This window comes from Rhizomicrobium sp., assembly GCF_056722145.1.
Genome location: NZ_JBWZET010000299.1, coordinates 48,369 through 64,787 on the forward strand (window position 1 = coordinate 48,369; position 16,419 = coordinate 64,787).

At 64.3% G+C, this 16,419-nt stretch carries 19 protein-coding genes; 9 read left to right on the top strand and 10 right to left on the bottom strand.

The features are described 5' to 3' along the window. Nucleotide 1: 1 nt before the first annotated feature. The gene (gene dapB / locus AC1P6P_RS15770) at nt 2-820 is read left to right on the top strand and encodes a 4-hydroxy-tetrahydrodipicolinate reductase (protein ID WP_481403397.1); all 819 of its coding nucleotides are present in this window, start codon (nt 2-4) and stop codon (nt 818-820) included. On the opposite strand, the gene AC1P6P_RS15775 is transcribed toward dapB, so the two are convergent. Further along, complete coding sequence (locus AC1P6P_RS15775; protein WP_481403398.1) at nt 775-1,659, bottom strand: methylated-DNA--[protein]-cysteine S-methyltransferase; 885 nt, start codon at nt 1,657-1,659, stop codon at nt 775-777. The two genes, dapB and AC1P6P_RS15775, sit on opposite strands and share 46 nt — an antisense overlap. Nucleotides 1,660-1,760: 101 nt before the next feature. On the opposite strand from AC1P6P_RS15775, the gene nth reads away from it, so the two are divergent. Beyond that, entirely contained in the window at nt 1,761-2,465 is a 705-nt protein-coding gene (gene nth / locus AC1P6P_RS15780) for an endonuclease III (protein ID WP_481403399.1), read from the top strand. On the opposite strand, the gene AC1P6P_RS15785 is transcribed toward nth, so the two are convergent. Beyond that, on the bottom strand, nt 2,425-2,790 hold the full coding sequence (locus AC1P6P_RS15785; RefSeq protein WP_481403400.1) for a hypothetical protein: 366 nt from the start codon (nt 2,788-2,790) through the stop codon (nt 2,425-2,427). The genes nth and AC1P6P_RS15785 overlap by 41 nt on opposite strands. Nucleotides 2,791-2,922: 132 nt before the next feature. On the opposite strand from AC1P6P_RS15785, the gene AC1P6P_RS15790 reads away from it, so the two are divergent. Then, nucleotides 2,923-3,900 (top strand): adenosine kinase, encoded by a 978-nt coding sequence (locus AC1P6P_RS15790; protein WP_481403401.1) that lies wholly within the window; start codon nt 2,923-2,925, stop codon nt 3,898-3,900. 432 nt (nt 3,901-4,332) lie between these two features. Further along, nucleotides 4,333-6,213, top strand: coding sequence for a glycoside hydrolase family 9 protein (locus tag AC1P6P_RS15795; RefSeq protein ID WP_481403402.1), 1,881 nt, complete (start codon nt 4,333-4,335; stop codon nt 6,211-6,213). 6 nt (nt 6,214-6,219) lie between these two features. On the opposite strand, the gene AC1P6P_RS15800 is transcribed toward AC1P6P_RS15795, so the two are convergent. Genes AC1P6P_RS15800 through AC1P6P_RS15810 form a run of 3 tightly spaced genes read right to left on the bottom strand, consistent with a single transcriptional unit; the run spans nt 6,220 to nt 8,678 of the window. Next, nucleotides 6,220-6,843, bottom strand: coding sequence for a Smr/MutS family protein (locus tag AC1P6P_RS15800; RefSeq protein ID WP_481403403.1), 624 nt, complete (start codon nt 6,841-6,843; stop codon nt 6,220-6,222). Continuing rightward, a complete protein-coding gene (gene mltA, locus AC1P6P_RS15805) occupies nt 6,840-8,021 on the bottom strand; it encodes a murein transglycosylase A (protein WP_481403404.1) in 1,182 nt (393 codons plus the stop codon). Before mltA ends, AC1P6P_RS15800 begins: the two co-directional genes overlap by 4 nt. Next, nucleotides 8,022-8,678: a Tim44/TimA family putative adaptor protein gene (locus tag AC1P6P_RS15810; RefSeq protein WP_481403405.1), complete on the bottom strand. Its 657-nt coding sequence runs from the start codon at nt 8,676-8,678 to the stop codon at nt 8,022-8,024. A gap of 178 nt (nt 8,679-8,856) precedes the next feature. On the opposite strand from AC1P6P_RS15810, the gene secB reads away from it, so the two are divergent. Then, entirely contained in the window at nt 8,857-9,339 is a 483-nt protein-coding gene (gene secB, locus AC1P6P_RS15815) for a protein-export chaperone SecB (protein ID WP_481403406.1), read from the top strand. Nucleotides 9,340-9,388: 49 nt separating this feature from the next. On the opposite strand, the gene dnaQ is transcribed toward secB, so the two are convergent. From dnaQ to AC1P6P_RS15840, 5 genes are read right to left on the bottom strand one after another with little or no spacing between them, the layout of a single operon-like run. Then, nucleotides 9,389-10,090: a DNA polymerase III subunit epsilon gene (gene dnaQ / locus AC1P6P_RS15820; RefSeq protein ID WP_481403407.1), complete on the bottom strand. Its 702-nt coding sequence runs from the start codon at nt 10,088-10,090 to the stop codon at nt 9,389-9,391. Then, nucleotides 10,083-10,697, bottom strand: coding sequence for a dephospho-CoA kinase (gene coaE / locus AC1P6P_RS15825; RefSeq protein ID WP_481403408.1), 615 nt, complete (start codon nt 10,695-10,697; stop codon nt 10,083-10,085). The genes dnaQ and coaE overlap by 8 nt, the downstream gene beginning before the upstream one ends. Further along, nucleotides 10,690-11,535, bottom strand: coding sequence for a shikimate dehydrogenase (locus AC1P6P_RS15830; RefSeq protein WP_481403409.1), 846 nt, complete (start codon nt 11,533-11,535; stop codon nt 10,690-10,692). Before AC1P6P_RS15830 ends, coaE begins: the two co-directional genes overlap by 8 nt. Then, entirely contained in the window at nt 11,532-12,122 is a 591-nt protein-coding gene (locus tag AC1P6P_RS15835; RefSeq protein ID WP_481403410.1) for a Maf family protein, read from the bottom strand. The genes AC1P6P_RS15830 and AC1P6P_RS15835 overlap by 4 nt, the downstream gene beginning before the upstream one ends. 2 nt (nt 12,123-12,124) lie before the next feature. Further along, complete coding sequence (locus AC1P6P_RS15840; protein WP_481403411.1) at nt 12,125-12,943, bottom strand: pyruvate, water dikinase regulatory protein; 819 nt, start codon at nt 12,941-12,943, stop codon at nt 12,125-12,127. A gap of 252 nt (nt 12,944-13,195) precedes the next feature. Between AC1P6P_RS15840 and hemE the strand changes: the two genes are divergently transcribed. The 4 genes from hemE to AC1P6P_RS15860 form a co-directional block, all read left to right on the top strand. Continuing rightward, nucleotides 13,196-14,212, top strand: a complete 1,017-nt coding sequence (gene hemE, locus AC1P6P_RS15845) for a uroporphyrinogen decarboxylase (RefSeq protein ID WP_481403412.1) — start codon at nt 13,196-13,198, stop codon at nt 14,210-14,212. Continuing rightward, on the top strand, nt 14,209-15,207 hold the full coding sequence (gene hemH, locus AC1P6P_RS15850) for a ferrochelatase (protein WP_481403413.1): 999 nt from the start codon (nt 14,209-14,211) through the stop codon (nt 15,205-15,207). The genes hemE and hemH overlap by 4 nt, the downstream gene beginning before the upstream one ends. A 1-nt stretch (nt 15,208) precedes the next feature. Next, complete coding sequence (locus AC1P6P_RS15855; RefSeq protein ID WP_481403414.1) at nt 15,209-15,655, top strand: CopD family protein; 447 nt, start codon at nt 15,209-15,211, stop codon at nt 15,653-15,655. 194 nt (nt 15,656-15,849) lie between these two features. Next, nucleotides 15,850-16,419 (top strand): Rho termination factor N-terminal domain-containing protein (locus tag AC1P6P_RS15860; RefSeq protein WP_481403416.1); only part of this gene is annotated, 570 nt, incomplete at its 3' end.

The following is a 16,419-nucleotide window of genomic DNA, read 5'->3' on the forward strand; positions in this document are numbered from 1 at the left end:
TATGAGCGACATCCGCATCGTGGTCGCCGGCGCTGCCGGCCGCATGGGCCGCACTCTTACCCGCATCATCACCGAAACGGATGGCTGCGTGGTGGCGGGCGGCTTCGAGCGGCCGGGCCATCCGCTGATCGGCCAGGATGTGGGGACACTGGCCGCTGTCGGTGAGCTGGGGGTTGCGCTGACCGACGATGCCTTGGCGGTGATCGCCAAAGCGGACGCGCTGGTCGATTTCACCGGCGCCAAATCGTCGGTGGAACTGGCCGGCCTCGCGGCCCAGGCCCGGATCGTCGACGTCATCGGCTCGACCGGATTTTCCGCCGAAGACGATGCCAGGATCGCCGCCGCCGCGCGCCACGCAGTGATCGTCAAATCCGGCAATATGAGCCGCGGCGTCAATCTGCTCGCGGCCCTGGTGAAGCAGGCCGCCAAGTCGCTGCCCGGGTTTGACGTCGAGATTGTCGAAATGCACCACAACAAAAAGGTCGATGCGCCGTCGGGCACGGCGCTGTTGCTCGGCGAAGCGGCGGCGGCGGGGCGCGGGATTTCGCTGGCCGACAATGCGGTCCGGGCGCGCGATGGCGTCACCGGAGCGCGCCAGCCCGGCAGCATCGGTTTTGCCGCATTGCGCGGCGGCACCGTGGTCGGCGAGCACCAGGTGATCCTGGCCGGCGAACACGAGCGCGTCGTGCTCGGTCACATCGCCGAAGACCGCTCCATCTTCGCCCAAGGTGCGGTGCAGGCCTGCCTGTGGGGCCACGGCAAGAAGGAAGGGCTTTACAGCATGGCCGAAGTGATGGCCGACGTGCTGGGATTGTCCTGATCGCGTTTCGCCGCTTCCACCGCCAGCATGGCGCGCTTGCGTTCGACGCCCCAATGATAGCCGGTGAGTGCGCCGCTTGATCCGAGCACGCGGTGGCAGGGGATCAGCCACGAGATCGGATTTTTGCCCACCGCGGCGCCGACCGCCCGGCAGGCTTTGGGATTGCGCAAGCTTTCGGCGATGGCGCCATAACTGGAAAAGGTGCCGCTCGGAATCGCGAGCAGGGCTTGCCAGACCTTGATCTGGAACGGCGTGCCCATCAAATGCAGCGGCACCATCTTGTCGCGGTCGGCGGCAAAGATGTTCGCGATCAGGGCGGCCGCGCGCGCATCGCTGTGACGGTACTCCGCCTTGGGCCAGCGGGCGCGGATGTCGGCCAGCATCGCGGTTTCATCATCGCCAAAGCCGAGGCCGCAAACGCCTTTGTCGGTCGCCGCAACAATGCCAAGCCCGAAGGGGGTGGGCGAAAAGCCATAGGTGACGGTAAGGCCCGCTCCCGCTTTGGCATACTCGCCGGGGGTCATCGCCTCCAATTTCAGGCAGAGATCGTGCAGCCGGGAGGGGCCTGACAAGCCGGCCTCCAGCGCCGCCGCCAAGACGCTGGCCCCTTGCGACAGCTCGCGCTTGGCGTGGGCAAGGGTGAGATGACCGACGAAAGCCTTGGGACTGACCCCAACATGGCGGGTGAACAGGCGCTGGAAATGAAATGGCGACAGCCCAACCGCCGCCGCCGCCGCTTCCAGGCTTGGTTGACGCTGATAGCGCGCGGTGAGGAAAGCAATCGCTTCCGCCATCCGCTGCATGTCATCGAAACGGGTCATCGCGACGATTGTGGTCATGCCAGCAGTGTGACGCAACCGGCCCGGCGGCGACGACCCGGTTCTTGCGGCAGCCCACCGGTTGGGGGTTAATCGGCCCCGCAAATCACGCCCGATCCGCCATGCCCCAATCCGCGTTCTCGAAAGCCGAAGTGGAGGCGTTCTTCGCCGCCCTCAAGAAGACCAACCCCGAGCCCCAGACCGAGCTCAACCACACCAACCCGTTCACGCTGCTGGTGGCGGTGGTGTTGAGCGCCCAGGCGACCGACAAGGGTGTCAACAAGGCGACCGATGCGCTGTTCAAGGTCGCCGACACGCCGAAAAAAATGGCGGCACTGGGCGAAGAGGGCCTCATCCCCTACGTGAAAACGATCGGGCTCTATAAGGGCAAGGCCAAGAACGTCATCGCCTTGTCGAAACTGCTCGTGGAACAGCACGGCGGCGTAGTGCCGCGGAAACGCGAAGCGCTGGAAGCCTTGCCGGGTGTCGGCCGCAAGAGCGCCAATGTCGTTCTTAACGTCGCCTTCGGCGAGAAAGTGATCGCCGTCGATACCCACATATTCCGGGTTTCCAACCGCACCAAGCTGGCGCCGGGAAAAGACGTTCGCGAGGTGGAAGACGGGCTGATGGCGGTGGTGCCCGACAAATATCTCCTCGGCGCCCACCACTGGCTGATCCTGCACGGGCGCTATACCTGCGTCGCCAAGAAGCCTCTATGCCCGACCTGTGTCGTGCGCGAGCTCTGCCGCTTCGAGGATAAGACGGTTGAGCCGCCGCCGAAGCCGGTCAGGACACCGGGGAAGCTGGTTTCGCGCGCAAAACGCTGAGGCAGGCCGGATCGGCGGCCATGGTGTGCCCGCGCGGCACGGTTTCGACATGGCGCACTTTCATGGCGCCGCCTTCGACGTAAAGGAAGAAGAACACCCGGCACTGCGAATTGTCGTAACGCCACAGTTCGGAGCCGTTTTCGCGACGCGCGAAAGACGCCTGCCCGAACTTCGCCTGCAGTTGCGGACCGCTCAACCCGACCAGATCGGCAGGCTCGCCCGCCGGTGGCGGTGCCGGCAGGGGTTGGTTCCCAGGCAAGCGTTCCCGCGGCGCGCTGGTGCAGGCACCGAGCAGCAAAACCAGGGCAACAGCCAGCCTTTTCATGGGGATCAGCTCCTTTTGGCGTTGTCTTACACCATCGCTGCCGGCTTGCGGAGGTGAACACGGCGCAATCTTTGGGGTTGCGCGCTCACCTTCGCCCCTTTATGCGAGCCCGGTTTGAGCCGGGAGCAAATTATGGCCAAGTACGACGTGTTGGGTCTGGGCAATGCCATTGTCGATGTGCTGGCCGCGGTCGATGACGACTTCATCCTGACCCATCAGGTGGTCAAGAACGCCATGATCCTGATCGATGAATTCCGCGCCGAACAGCTCTACAAGGCATTCGGCGACAAGGTGGAATCCGCCGGCGGCTCGGTCGCCAATTCGATGGCGGGCCTGGCCTCGTTCGGCGGCCGCGGCAAGTTCGTCGGCAAGGTCAAGGCCGATGCTCTTGGCGCCGCTTTTGCCGACAGCCTGATCGCCGGCGGCACCGATTTCGACACCACGCCAGCGACCGAAGGCCCGGCCACCGCTTGCTGCCTGATCGCGGTGCCGCCCGACGCGCAGCGCGCCATGAACACCTATCTCGGCGCCAGCCGCTGGCTCGGGCCCGACGACATCAAGCCGGACGACGTGGCGGCCTCCAGCATCGTCTACATTGAAGGCTATCTCTGCGATTCCGAGATTTCGCTCGAAGCCGCGCACAAGGCCGCCGCGATCGCCAAACAGACCGGCACCAAGATCGCCGTGACGCTGTCGGATTCGTTCTGCGTCGGGCGCTATCGCGAGGTCTTCCTCGATTTCCTCAATACCGCCGACATCGTCTTCGCCAACGAGGAGGAAGCCAAATCGCTGTTCGAAGTGGAGAGCTTCGATGAAGTGCTGCAACGCTTCCGGGCCTGGAACGGGATTGCGGCCCTGACCCGTGGCGCCAAAGGCTGCGTCGCGGTCGGCGGCGGCGAGGTGCATGTGGTGGATGCCGTCCCGCCGGCGGCGGTGCTCGACACCACCGGAGCCGGCGACCAGTTCGCCGCCGGCTTCCTCTATGGCCTTTCCACCGGCCACGGCCTCGCCGACAGCGGCCGGCTTGGCGCCCTGGCAGCCGCCGAAGTGATCAGCCATTTCGGCGCCCGGCCGGAGGTGAAACTGGCCGAGCTGGCCGGTTTGGCTTGAGTTTAGCTATGCAGAAGTTGTCGTGTCAGCGCGCATTCGGCACGATAATTGTTATTGCAAAAATGGTTGGGGGGCACCCCCCATCTTTTCAAACTTCCGGAATCGAATTCGAATCGTTCTAAGCTGTGAGGTCGTCCACGCGCGACTGCGTCGCAGTTCATTTCCCACGAGATCAAACAACCCTGAAGATGTGGGAACCCTGCTCGCGGCTTTCAAGCCCCGGACAGCCCGACAAACCCGAGATGAGGTCCATCGCGGAAAATCGCGAGCACGGTGGCGACGGTCTCGTAAGTCGCCGCCTTGCTGGGCTCGATAACGATGTCAGGCCGCGCTGCCGATCCGGAACTTCATGAAAATCCGGCGCGACGCCAGCGCGCCTCGGCTGGAGCCGGAGATCTTGTAGCATCGCCCCGTTGCAAAGCGGGGTCAGGCATGAACATCAGCACGGCAGGCGTCGCGTTGGCGATCCTGATGGTTGGGCCAACCGTCGCGGCCGCGCCGGCCGCGTTCAGCCCCTATATTGTGGTCGATCAGTTCGGCTACACGCCGCAAATGCGGAAACTGGCGATCGTCCGCGATCCGGTCATCGGATTCGATGCGCAAAAGCATTTCCACCCCGGCCGCCGCTATAGCGTCGTCAAGGCCGGTACTGGCGAAACCGTCTATTCCGGCACCCTGGCACAATGGCGCGACGGCGCGACAGATGCCTCTTCCGGCGACCGGACCTGGACGTTCGATTTCAGCGCCGTCGCCAAACCCGGCGAGTATGTCGTGCGCGACGCCGATACCGGCGAGACCTCGGCGCGCTTCACGATCGCGCCCAATCCCTATCGCCAGGTGCTGGTCCAGGCGGTGCGTTTTTTCTATTACCAGCGCGCCAATTTCGCGAAGGTACCGCCGTACACGCCGGCCGCCTGGGCCAGCAAGGCCGATCATCTCGGCCCCGGTCAGGATCAGGCGGCCCGCTTTTATCTGACACCCGATGATGCGGCGAGCGCGCGCGACCTGCACGGCGGCTGGTGGGATGCCGGCGATTTCAACCGCTACACCAATTGGCACAGCCGCTATCTGATCAGCCTGCTGCAGACCTATACCGAAAACCCCGCGATCTTCACCGACGATTTCAACATCCCTGAATCCGGCAACGGCATTCCCGATCTCATCGACGAAGTGAAATTCGGCATGGACTGGTTGATCCGCATGCAGCAACCGGACGGCTCGGTGCTTGCGGTCGTCGGCAGCGACGGCTCGAGTCCGCCCGATGCCAGCACGCGGCCGAGCCTGTATGGCGGCCCCAGTACCAGCGCGAGTTATTCGGCCGCCGCCGCGTTTGCCTATGGCGCCCAGGTGATGGCGGGCATTCCTGCCCTCAAATCCTATGCCGCCGGGCTGCGCAGCCGCGCCGAACGCGCCTGGCACTGGGCCGAAACCCATCCCGATGTGCTCTATTTCAACAACGATCCGCCGGCCCGCAAACACCCGGTTGCCGCCGGCGAACAGGAGTTGACGGCAGAGGAACGGCCGATGGCAGCGGCGCGGGCGGCGATCTATCTCTTCGCCCTGACCGGCGACGACGCCTATCACCAGCGCCTCCTCGGCTTGGCGCCGCATCTTCCCCTGATGCAGAACGATTATCTTTCGGTGTTCCAGAGCCAATGGCTGGAGCCGATGCTCTATTACACGACGCTGCCCAATCATGATGCCGCGCTCGGCCAGGCCATTCGCAGCAAATTTGCCGCCGGGTTCGTACGTGATGTCTATGGACCGCAGTCACGAACGGAAAATCCCTATCGCGCTTATCTGCCGGCCTGGGTCTGGGGCAGCACGCGCGATGTTTCCAATCAGGGCTATTTCTTCCTGACGGCGAGCCAAATGGCGGCGGTGCCGCCCGATGCCGCCGCCTACGCCGCCGATTATCTGCATTATCTGCACGGCGTTAATCCGCTCGCCAAAGTTTATCTGTCCAATATGGGCGCGTTTGGCGCGGAAAATTCGGTCGACGAATTCTTTCATTCCTGGTTCGCCAAAGGCTCGCCGTGGTCGAACGTCAGGACCTCGCAATACGGCCCGCCGCCGGGATATCTCGTCGGGGGTCCCAATCCGCACTATAACTGGGCAGCCGCCTGTCCCGCTATCAGCCCCAAGTGCGGTTCGGCCCCGCCTTCGCCGCCGTTCGGACAACCGGCGCAAAAATCCTATGCCGATTTCGGCGACGGCTGGCCGATCGATTCCTGGGAGATCACCGAACCCGATGGCGGCTATCAAGTCGCCTATATCCGCCTCTTGGCGCACTTCGTTACGGCGACTCCGTAACCGAGTTCAGCTGCGCGCCGGTTTGCGCAAATAGACGTACAGCGCGCCTTCGCCGCCGTGGCGTTGGTGCGACCAGCGCTGGTCGGCGATGAGTTTTTTCATCGGGGCTTCACCCAGCCAGCGTGGCACCATCTGTTTCAAGACGCCGCGTCCGGCCTCGCCTTTGCCGGTGACGATCAACACCAGGCGATCGCCGCGGCGGTGGGCGGCGGTGAGAAACGTGATCAAGCTGCCGTGCGCGGCGGCTTCGGTGAGGCCATGCAGATCGAGCTTGGCGGTCGGCGCGATCTCGCCCTTTTCCAGTTTCTTCTTGGTGTTACCGTCGAGTCCGGCAGGACCGCCTTTGATGGCTTTCGCCACCTTGGGTTTGGGCGCCATCACCACCGGGATCGGCGCCGGGGCCGGGCGCAAGCCGATCGCTTCCAGGAACAGTAGCACCTCCGCATCGGAGACCTGACGGCGCCCGGAATGAACCACCGTTTTGGTTTTCACGGCCATCGGTTCGTGGGGTGCCGCGTCGGCAGCCTTGCGCGCCACCGCTTGCGCCATTGCTCGAACGACCTTCGCCGGCAAACGGCCGGCCAGAGCCGACAGAAACAGCGCGCGTTCTTCGGCCGTGACTTTTCTCATTTGAGCGTTCCGGCAGCCGTCAGCCGCGCGATAACCGGTTGCGGCAGCAGCGCATAGAACCGGCCGCCCTGATTCATCGTGCCGGCCTGATCCTCCGCCTTGGCGCCATAGCCGAAATAGACATCGCCACGGACCACGCCGCGGATCGCACCGCCAATGTCCTGGGCGATGAACAGCCGCCCCAGCGGCGCCGGTCCGGCCACGAAAAGCGGGGTGCCGAGGCCGTGACTGCGGCTGTCGACGGCAAGGCTGGCTTGCGGCATCAGCGGCACCCCTTGCGCCCCTTTGGCACCCAGCCATGCATCACCGAGCTTTTCTTCCGAAAAGAAAACATAGGAGGCATCGGAATTGATGACAGCCTCGGCGTCACTCGGATGCGACGTCAGCCAGGCGCGGATCACCTGCAGGCTCATGCCGTCTTTGGGCACGCCGCGCGCGATCAGGGTTCTGCCGACGGCGGTGTAAGGCTGGCCGTTCTGGGCGGCATAGGCGACGCGGGCGGCGGAGCCGTCATCGAACCGCACCCGTCCTGAGCCCTGGATGTGCAGGAAGAACAGCTCGATCGGATCGTCGGTGTAGAAAAGGATTTTGGCGTGCGCCAGGCCGTGGGCGGTGATGTCGGCGCGCGTGGCATAGGGCACCAATTTGAAACCCTCGAGCCGCCCGGCAAGGCGCTCACCAGCCAGCGTCGGGCGGAAGGCACCGAGATCGACTTCCACCAGATCGTCAGGCTTGCCATAGACCGCGGTCTGGAAACGGCCGTGCCGGCTGCGGCTGCCTTGAATTTCGGGCTCGTAATAGCCGGTGAACCGGCCCTCCGCGATACGGCCCGCGGTAACCGCGACCGGGGTGAACCAGTGTTCGAAAAAGGCGCGGGCCTTGGCGGGTGAGGCAGCGGCCGCCGCGGCGCAAGCGGAGCGCCAATCGGCGAGGGTGCCGCCATAAGTTCCCATCGGCTGGCTGTCAGGCTTGGATGCCAGCACCGCACAGGAGCGCTGAAAGGCTTCCAGGGCCGGCGCCGGATCGCTCGCCGCCCAGCCCGGAAGATCGCGGAACGTGGCCCGCGTCAGCGCCAGTGCGCCGGGCTCGGGGTGCAGATACCACCACAGGCCGGTACCACCGGCGGCAACGACAATAAGAACGAAGAGGGCGAACCAAGCTGTGCGGGCGCGCCGCATTCAGCGCGGTTCGCTGGAGGTCGCCACCAGCACCCAATTGGGATCGCGGACCCGCACGTCGCGGCTGAAGCTCCACACGTCGGTGATGTCCTGCACCGCCGCGGTATCGCCTTCCACCACCTTGCCGGCCGCGTCGGTCGTCGCCGAGATCAGGCGGGAACTGAAGGCGAGGGTGATTTCGGCGATGGAATTCTTCAGCACCGCGGCGATGATCTTGACGTCGGAAAAACCGACCAGGGTCATGTTCGCCTTGTGACCGGCGGATTCGCGCTGGCGGATGGCGGCATCGAACGCGGCAAAGACTTCGTCGGACAGCAGCGGCTGCAGGCTGCCGCGATCGCCGGCCGCGAACGCCGTCAAAATCATTTCGTAGGCGGCGCGGGCGCCTTTGACGAACTGGTCCTTGTCGAACGAGCGGTCGGTGAGGCTGATGTCAAACAGGCCGGAAGCCACCGGATCGGTCGGCCGGTCGGAGGCAAGGACCGCGAGCTTGGGTGCTGCCCCGACGCCTTCTTCGGCCGGACGCGCCAGACGGTAATCCTCCTGCGGCGGACGCTCGTGTCCGGTGCGCCGGCCCAGCACCATGTAGAGCCGGAACAGGAAGAAGCAGGCCACCGAGGCGATCAGAACGAGAATAATCAACTGGGAGTCAGCCATATCCGTCTCTGCGGCGTCGTGGCGCGCGGAATGCCCTAACCTACCGCCCCGCATGGGTGTGGGTCCAGAGATAGGGCGTCAAAATGGCAAAAGTGCGGACTGGACCCGCCTTATCCTTGAATTTAGCGCACATTCCGTGGTAGCGCCGCCCCTCGGAAAGCGACACAAAGGTTTAACCATGGCCGACGAACTCCCCCCGGAAGCTACCAACGGTGTTGACCAGGACGCGCCGCGCGTTCAGGTGGTCGGCCAGTACATCAAGGATCTCTCGTTCGAGAATCCCGGCGTCATCGGCGGCCAGCAGGCCCGCCCCCAGATCGAACTCAATGTCGACCTGCAGGTGCGCCAGCTCGAACAGGAACATTTCGAAGTCGAACTGAAGCTGCGGGTCAACGCCAAGGCGGAAGACCGCGCCCTTTTCCTGCTCGAACTCGTCTATGGCGGCCTGTTCCAGCTCCACAACATCCCTGAGGAAGTGCGCCAGCAGGTACTCTTGATCGAGGCGCCGCACATCCTGTTCCCGTTCGCCCGCCGTATCGTTGCCGATATCGTGCGCGACGGCGGCATGCCGCCCTTGATGATCGAGCCGATCGACTTCGCCGCGCTCTATCGCGCCAAGCTGTCCCAGATGCAGGGCCAGCAGCCGGTGGCGCAGGCTTAACTTTTTTACGCGCCATGGGATGCGGCGGCCGCTCGCATCTTCGATGCGATTAATATACCGGTGCAGAGGCCGCGTTCCAGATCGCGGCCTCGCCCAATTCCTTCTTGATGAAGGCGGCGTGGGCTTCGCGCTCTGCGGGCGTGATCAGCGACGGCAGCGGCTCGGACCGGAGGCGCGCCGCGCGCATGTCGTCGACCACCACCACGCTGGCATCGAGCGGCGCCAGCACGAAACGCTTCTGCCGTCCGCCCAACAATTCCAGATAAACCTGCGCCAGCAAGTCGGAGTCGATCAGGGCGCCGTGCTTGGTGCGCGAGGTCGCATCGATGCTGAAGCGCTTGCACAATTCGTCGAGCGAGACGCGCGCGCCGGGGAATTTGATCCGCGCCATGGCGAGGGTGTCGATCGCCCGCTCGTCGGCGAGGATCGGATGGCCGGCGCGCGCCAATTCGAAATTCAGGAATTTCATGTCGAAGGCGGCGTTGTGGATCACCAAGGGCGCGTCGCCGACAAATTCGAGGAACGCGGCGGCAACATCGGCAAACAGCGGCTTGTCGGAGAGAAACGCCGCCGACAGTCCGTGCACCTTTTCGGCGTCCTCCGGCATGTCGCGCTCGGGATTGATGTAGACGTGATAATCGGCCCCGGTGGGGAAATGATCGATCAGCTCGACACAGCCGATTTCGACAATGCGGTCGCCGCTGGCCGGATCGAAGCCGGTGGTTTCGGTGTCGAGAACAATCTCACGCATTATTTTGCAGGCGCCGCCATTTGAGCTCGTCGACGATTGTACGAACTTGCGCCCGGGCGTGGTCAAAACCTTGGGAGGTGTCCACAACATAATCGGCGAGGGTGCACTTCTCGAGATCGGGCATCTGGCGGGCGACAATGCGGGCGAATTTTTCTTCCGTCATGCCGGGGCGGGCCAGCGCACGCTGGCGCTGGATGTCGGCCGGCGCCGAGGCCACCACCACGACATCGACGCGGCCATCGCCGCCGCTTTCGAACAGCAGCGGAATGTCGAGCACGATCAGTTCGGCCTGCATATGCGCGGCGATGAATTCGCGTTGCTTTTTCAACACCAGAGGGTGGACCAGCGACTCCAGCCGGGCAAAGCCGCCGTCGTCGCGCGCCAGCGCCGCCATCAATGCCGGGCGGTCGACGGCGCCGTTGCGGGTCGTGCCGGGAAAGGCGTTTTCGACCGCCTCCACAGCTTCTCCACACGGCGCGTAGAGGCTGTGGACGGCGGTGTCGGAATCGAACACGGCGGCGCCAAGTTCGGCAAACATCGCCGCAGTGGCGGTCTTGCCCATGCCGATCGAACCGGTCAGGCCAATCAGGATCGGACGCTCAACCAAGGGCTTGCACCAGTTTTTCGCGCAGCGCCAGCGTCACCGCGGGCGTGACGCCGAACAAGGCTTCGAACGAGGGCACGCCTTGATGGATCAGCATCCACAATCCGTCCACCGCCATCAACCCGCGGGTGCGTGCCCGCTTCAGCAGCCCGGTTTCGAGTGGATTGTAAACGGCGTCGAACACGGCGGCGCCCGCCGGCATGTCGTCGAGCGAGAGATCGAGCGACGGGGTCTGTTTCATCCCGGCGCTGGTGGTGTGCACCACCAACGCAACATCCTTGCCCGACCATTCGGCGTATCCCGCGCCGGTGAGTTTTGCCGCAACCTGGCCGGCGAAACCTGACGCCAGCGCGACGGCTTTTGCAGGCGTGCGGTTGAAGAGGCGGATTTCGCGGACGCCGAGACCATCGAGGGCATGGATGGCGGCGCGCGTGGTGCCGCCCGCGCCCCAGATCGCCACCGTCTTGCCGCGCAGGGCGTCACCGAGGTGCTGGGTCAGGGTGGCCGCGAGGCCATAGGAATCGGTGTTGCGCCCTTGCAGCCCGTCGGGAGTCGCGATCAAAACATTGACCGCCCCGATCGCTTTCGCCGCGTCATCGTGACGGACGGCGAGGGCAAAGGCGGCTTGTTTGTGCGGCACGGTGACATTGAAGCCGACAAACCCGGCCCGCACCATGCCATCGAGGCCGCGGGCGAAATCGGCCGGCGCCAGCGCCAGCGGCACATAGGCACCGTCGACGCCGTTTTCCTCCAGCCAATGGCCATGCAGCTGCGGCGACAGCGATTGCGCCACCGGCCAGCCGATTACCCCCGCCAGACGCGCCGAACCGGACAAGCTCATGACGCGGCCAATCCCCGCGCACGCAGTGCCGCCAGCAGCGGCAACAGCGGCAGGCCGAGGACGCAGAAGAAATCGCCGGCGATGCGGTCGAACAGTTGGGCGCCGCGGCCTTCCAGCTGGTAGCAGCCGACCGAACCGAGAACCAGTTTGCCTTCGTCCTTGAGATAGGTCTCGAGGAAATCGTCGCTGAAGGCGCGCATCGACAGGCTGGCCCGCTCGGCATAGCGCCACACCGGCTTGCCGCCTTCGGCCAGAACGCAGGCGGAAATGAGATGATGTTCGCGGCCGCGCAGGACCGTCAGCACTTCGCGCGCCTCAGCCGTGTCGCGGGCCTTGTCGAACAGCTTGCCGTCGCACACCAGCACCTGGTCGCAGCCGAGCACGAGAGCGTGCGGCGAGGCCGCCGACACATTCAGCGCCTTGGCTTCGGCCAGGGCGTCGGCAAAGGCGTCGCTGGCGGCGCCGTTCTTTTTCAGCTGCAGCTTGATCGCGGCCTCGTCGACGTCGGGCGGACGCACGCCGAAGCGCACGCCGGCCTCGCGGAGCAGCTTGGCGCGGATGCCGCTTGCGGATGCCAGGATCAGCATGGTCATGCTCCCGACTGTTTGTGTTCCGACAACAGGTTCAAAATCGCAGCGGCGGTTTCTTCGATCGAGCGGCGGGTGACATCGATCGACGGCCAGCCGTAGCGATCATACATCCGCCGTGTCGTCATCACCTCGCCGCGTACCTTTTCGATATCGACGTAATCGGTGTCGTTCTGTACGCCCATGGTGATCAGCCGGTTGCGGCGGATCTGTACCAGACGCTCGGGACTCACCCACAAGCCGACGATCAGCGGCTTGGTGAAGGTCAGCAATTGTGACGGAGCTTCCATGCCGAGCACAAGCGGAACGTTGGCCGCCCGGACCCCGCGCATGGCCAGGTAAACGCAGGTTGGCGTCTTGGAGGTGCGACTGGCTCCTACCAGGATCACTTCGGCGTGACCGAGGTCGAGGTTGGAGCCGTCGTCATGCTCAACCATGTAGTTGAGCGATTCCATCCGGTGCAGGTATTCCTGGTCGACCTCGTGCTGGCCGCCGATGACGGCTTGCGACTGGGCGTTGAATACCTGCTGCATCAGCCCGACCGGGCCTTCCATGACGTCGTAATGGGGCAGACCCATGATGACGAGGCGGGCGAGCAGATCGGCTCTTAGCGTCGGATTGACGATGGTGAACAGCACCAAACCGGGATTTTCGCGGATGCGATCGCAGGCCCGCGACAACTGGCGTTCGCTGCGGACGAGCGTATAGGCGTGCTGCTGGATCGGGATGCCGCGAAACTGGGCGGTCGCCGCTTTTGCCACCGAATGCAGCGTCTCACCCGTGGCATCGGAAATGAGATGGACGTGAAAAGGTCCACTCACAGATTCACTCCTCAGCTATCCACCGTTCGCGCCGGACTATGCGCATAACTCGCGATCTGTTCAAACTGTGCGCGGAGCGGCCAATCAGTCACCGCCCCATGCACCGGTCCAAAATTGGCCCCGTTCCAAACCATGGCCGCAAGCCCTTGAACTCGCCTATACTCTGCTTCGCGTCGTATGCCATCCCCTAAGCGTTCCACAATTCACACCCCAAACAACATCTTCAGAATCCTTTAACTTAGGAGTCTTGTTTTGAAGTCCTTGTTCCTGGATGTGCTGGCTGGACGAAATCCGTCGACCCCGCCGCCGCTTTGGATGATGCGGCAAGCTGGACGCTATTTGCCCGAATACCGGGAAACGCGGGCCAAGGCCGGCTCTTTCCTGGGATTGTGCGGCCATCCCGCGTTAGCGGCAGAGGTGACGTTGCAGCCGATCCGTCGCTTTGATTTCGATGCGGCGATCATTTTCTCCGATATCCTCACCGTTCCCATGGCTTTGGGCCACGCCGTGACCTTTGAAGAGGGGCCGAAGCTGGCGCCGCTGGCCACGGTCGCCGGGCTGTCGAGCGATCCGGCCCGGTGGCGGCCGATCCTCGCCCCCGTCTACGAGGCCCTGGAGCGGGTCAGGGCAGCCCTTTCTCCCGACAAGGCTCTCATCGGCTTTGCCGGGGCGCCGTGGACGCTGGCGGTCTACATGGCCGGTGGTGGCAACGACGAGCAGAAAGCGGCGCGGCTGTGGGCCTATCGCGACCCCGACGGCTTCCAGGCGCTGATCGCCCTGTTGGTGGATTGTGTATCGCAGCACCTCATCTGGCAGCTTCAGGCCGGAGCCCAGGCTGTGCAAATCTTCGACAGCTGGGCGCAGGGTTTGCCGCCGGATTTTTTCCGCCGCTACGTGATCGCGCCGACCGCCGCGGTGTTGCGGAAAGTGCGTATTGCCGTGCCCGACGCCGCCGTGATCGGTTTTCCACGCGGGATTCATCCCGAGGCGTTGGCGGCGTTCGCCGAACAGACCGGCGTCAATGGTGTGTCGATCGATCCTGCGGTCGATCTGGACTGGGCTATAAAAACCTTGCCGACCGTGATCCAAGGCAATCTCGATCCGCTGGCGCTGGTCGCAGGCGGTGACGCTTTGCACGGCGCGGTGGCGCGCATTCTGGCGGCGGCCCGCGGCGCGCCGTTCATCTTCAACCTCGGTCACGGCATCCTGCCACAAACCCCGATCGCCCATGTCGAGGCGCTGGTGCGGCAGGTACGGAGCAAAGCGTGAAACGCGCCGTTGTGCTGTTCAATCTCGGTGGCCCCGATTGCCCGGAGGCGGTCGAGCCCTTCCTCACCAATCTGTTCAGCGATCCGGCGGTGCTGCGGTTGCCGGGGGTGATCCGCAAGCCGCTGGCGCGCCTGATTGCGCACCGTCGGGCCCCGATCGCGCGCGAGATTTATGCGAAAATCGGTGGCCGTTCGCCGATCCTGGAAGAAACCGAGGCGCAGGCGAAGGCGTTGGAACAGGCGCTGGGCGGCGGCGAGGTTCGCGTCTTCGTCGCCATGCGCTGCTGGAAGCCATTTATCGCTGACGTCGCGGCCGAGGTGGCGGCCTACGATCCCGGCCGCATCCTGCTGGTGCCGCTCTATCCGCAGTATTCGACCACAACCAGCGGTTCGGCGTTGCAGGAATGGCGGCGGGTGGCCAGAACCCTGGCGCCGACCGGCGTCCTCTGCAACTTCGCGACCCTTGCCGGTTTCATCGACGCGATGGCAGCAGCAACCCGCGAAACCCTCGCCGATGCCAAACCCGGCGTGTCGTATCGGCTGCTGCTGTCCGCCCATGGCCTGCCCAAGCGGATCGCCGAAGGCGGCGACCCCTATCAGAAGCAGGTCGAAGCGACCGCCGCAGCACTGGCGTCCAAGCTCGGATACGACGACTGGGTGCTGTGTTACCAGAGCAAGGTTGGACCCTTGGAATGGATCGGGCCGGCCACCGATGCCGAAATCCGGCGCGCCGGGGCCGCGGGCAAAGGTGTGGTGATCGCACCGATCGCCTTCGTATCGGAGCATTCCGAAACCCTGGTTGAACTCGATATCGAATACGCCCATCTGGCGCACACCGCCGGCGTGCCCGATTACCGTCGCGTGCCGACCGTCGGAGTTCGGACGGCGTTCATCGACGGTTTGGCGGCGCTGGCGGCGGACCTGCTTAGCGGCGCCCCGGTGCCGCGCGCGTGTTCATTGATGCCGCCGTTCTGTCCGGGCTGCAGCCGAGGCTGAGGTGATCAAAGCGGCGCTTCAGAACGGCTATCTGGTGATCAAGGCGCTGCATATCATTGCGATGGTCGCCTGGATGAGCGGCCTTTTCTATTTGCCGCGGCTGTTCGTCTATCACACCGAAACCGAGGTGGGGGCGCCCGATTATCAGCGCTTCTGCACCATGGAGCGGCGACTGCTGCAGGCGATCATGCGGCCGGCGATGGTGTTGACCTGGGTCTTCGGCTTGACGCTGGCCTGGCTCAACGACTGGTGGAGTGCCGGCTGGTTCCAGGTCAAATTGGCGCTGGTTGTCGCCCTGACCTGGGTGCACCTCACCAATGTCCTGATGGCGCGGAATTTCGCGCGCGGGCGCAACGTCAGGAGCAGCCGTTTCTTCCGGCTGTGGAACGAACTGCCGACGCTGTTGCTGATCGCCATCGTCATTTTGGTGGTGACCAAGGCTTTTTGACCACCCCCCGTTTGCTTTACCGGCAAACCACGGTATAAATGCTCAGTTCTCCCATTGACCCCATTCGATCGGCCGCATCCGTGCGGGCCGTCGCGGCGTTCAGCCAGGGTCGTCCTCCACAATCCACCCCGTAAGACCTTCTTGCGGGTGTCCCAGGTGACCTTTCCATGACGGTGCAAAACGGCCTGCAGGCCATGAAGCTGCAGGATCTCAAAGCGAAAACCCCGACCGATCTGCTCGCCTTTGCCGAGGAGCTCGAGATCGAGAACGCCTCGACGATGCGCAAGCAGGACATGATGTTCGCCATCCTCAAGGAGTTGGCGGACCGCAACGTCGAAATCACCGGCGCGGGCGTGTTGGAGACCCTGCAGGACGGCTTCGGCTTCCTGCGCTCGCCGGAATCCAATTATCTGGCCGGTCCGGACGACATCTATGTCAGCCCCTCGCAGATCCGCCGCTTCGGCCTGCGCACCGGCGACACGGTGGACGGGCCGATCCGCAGCCCCAAGGACGGCGAGCGCTATTTCGCCCTGCTCAAGGTCAACACCATCAATTTCGAAGGCCCGGAAGCGACCAAGCACAAGGTGCATTTCGACAATCTGACGCCGCTCTACCCCACCGAATGGCTGAAGATGGAAATCGAAGACCCCACCATCAAGGACAAGACCGGCCGCGTCATCGACATCGTGGCGCCGCAGGGCAAGGGCCAGCGCGCCCTCATCACCGCGCCGCCCCGCACCGGCAAGACCGTGATCCTGCAGAAC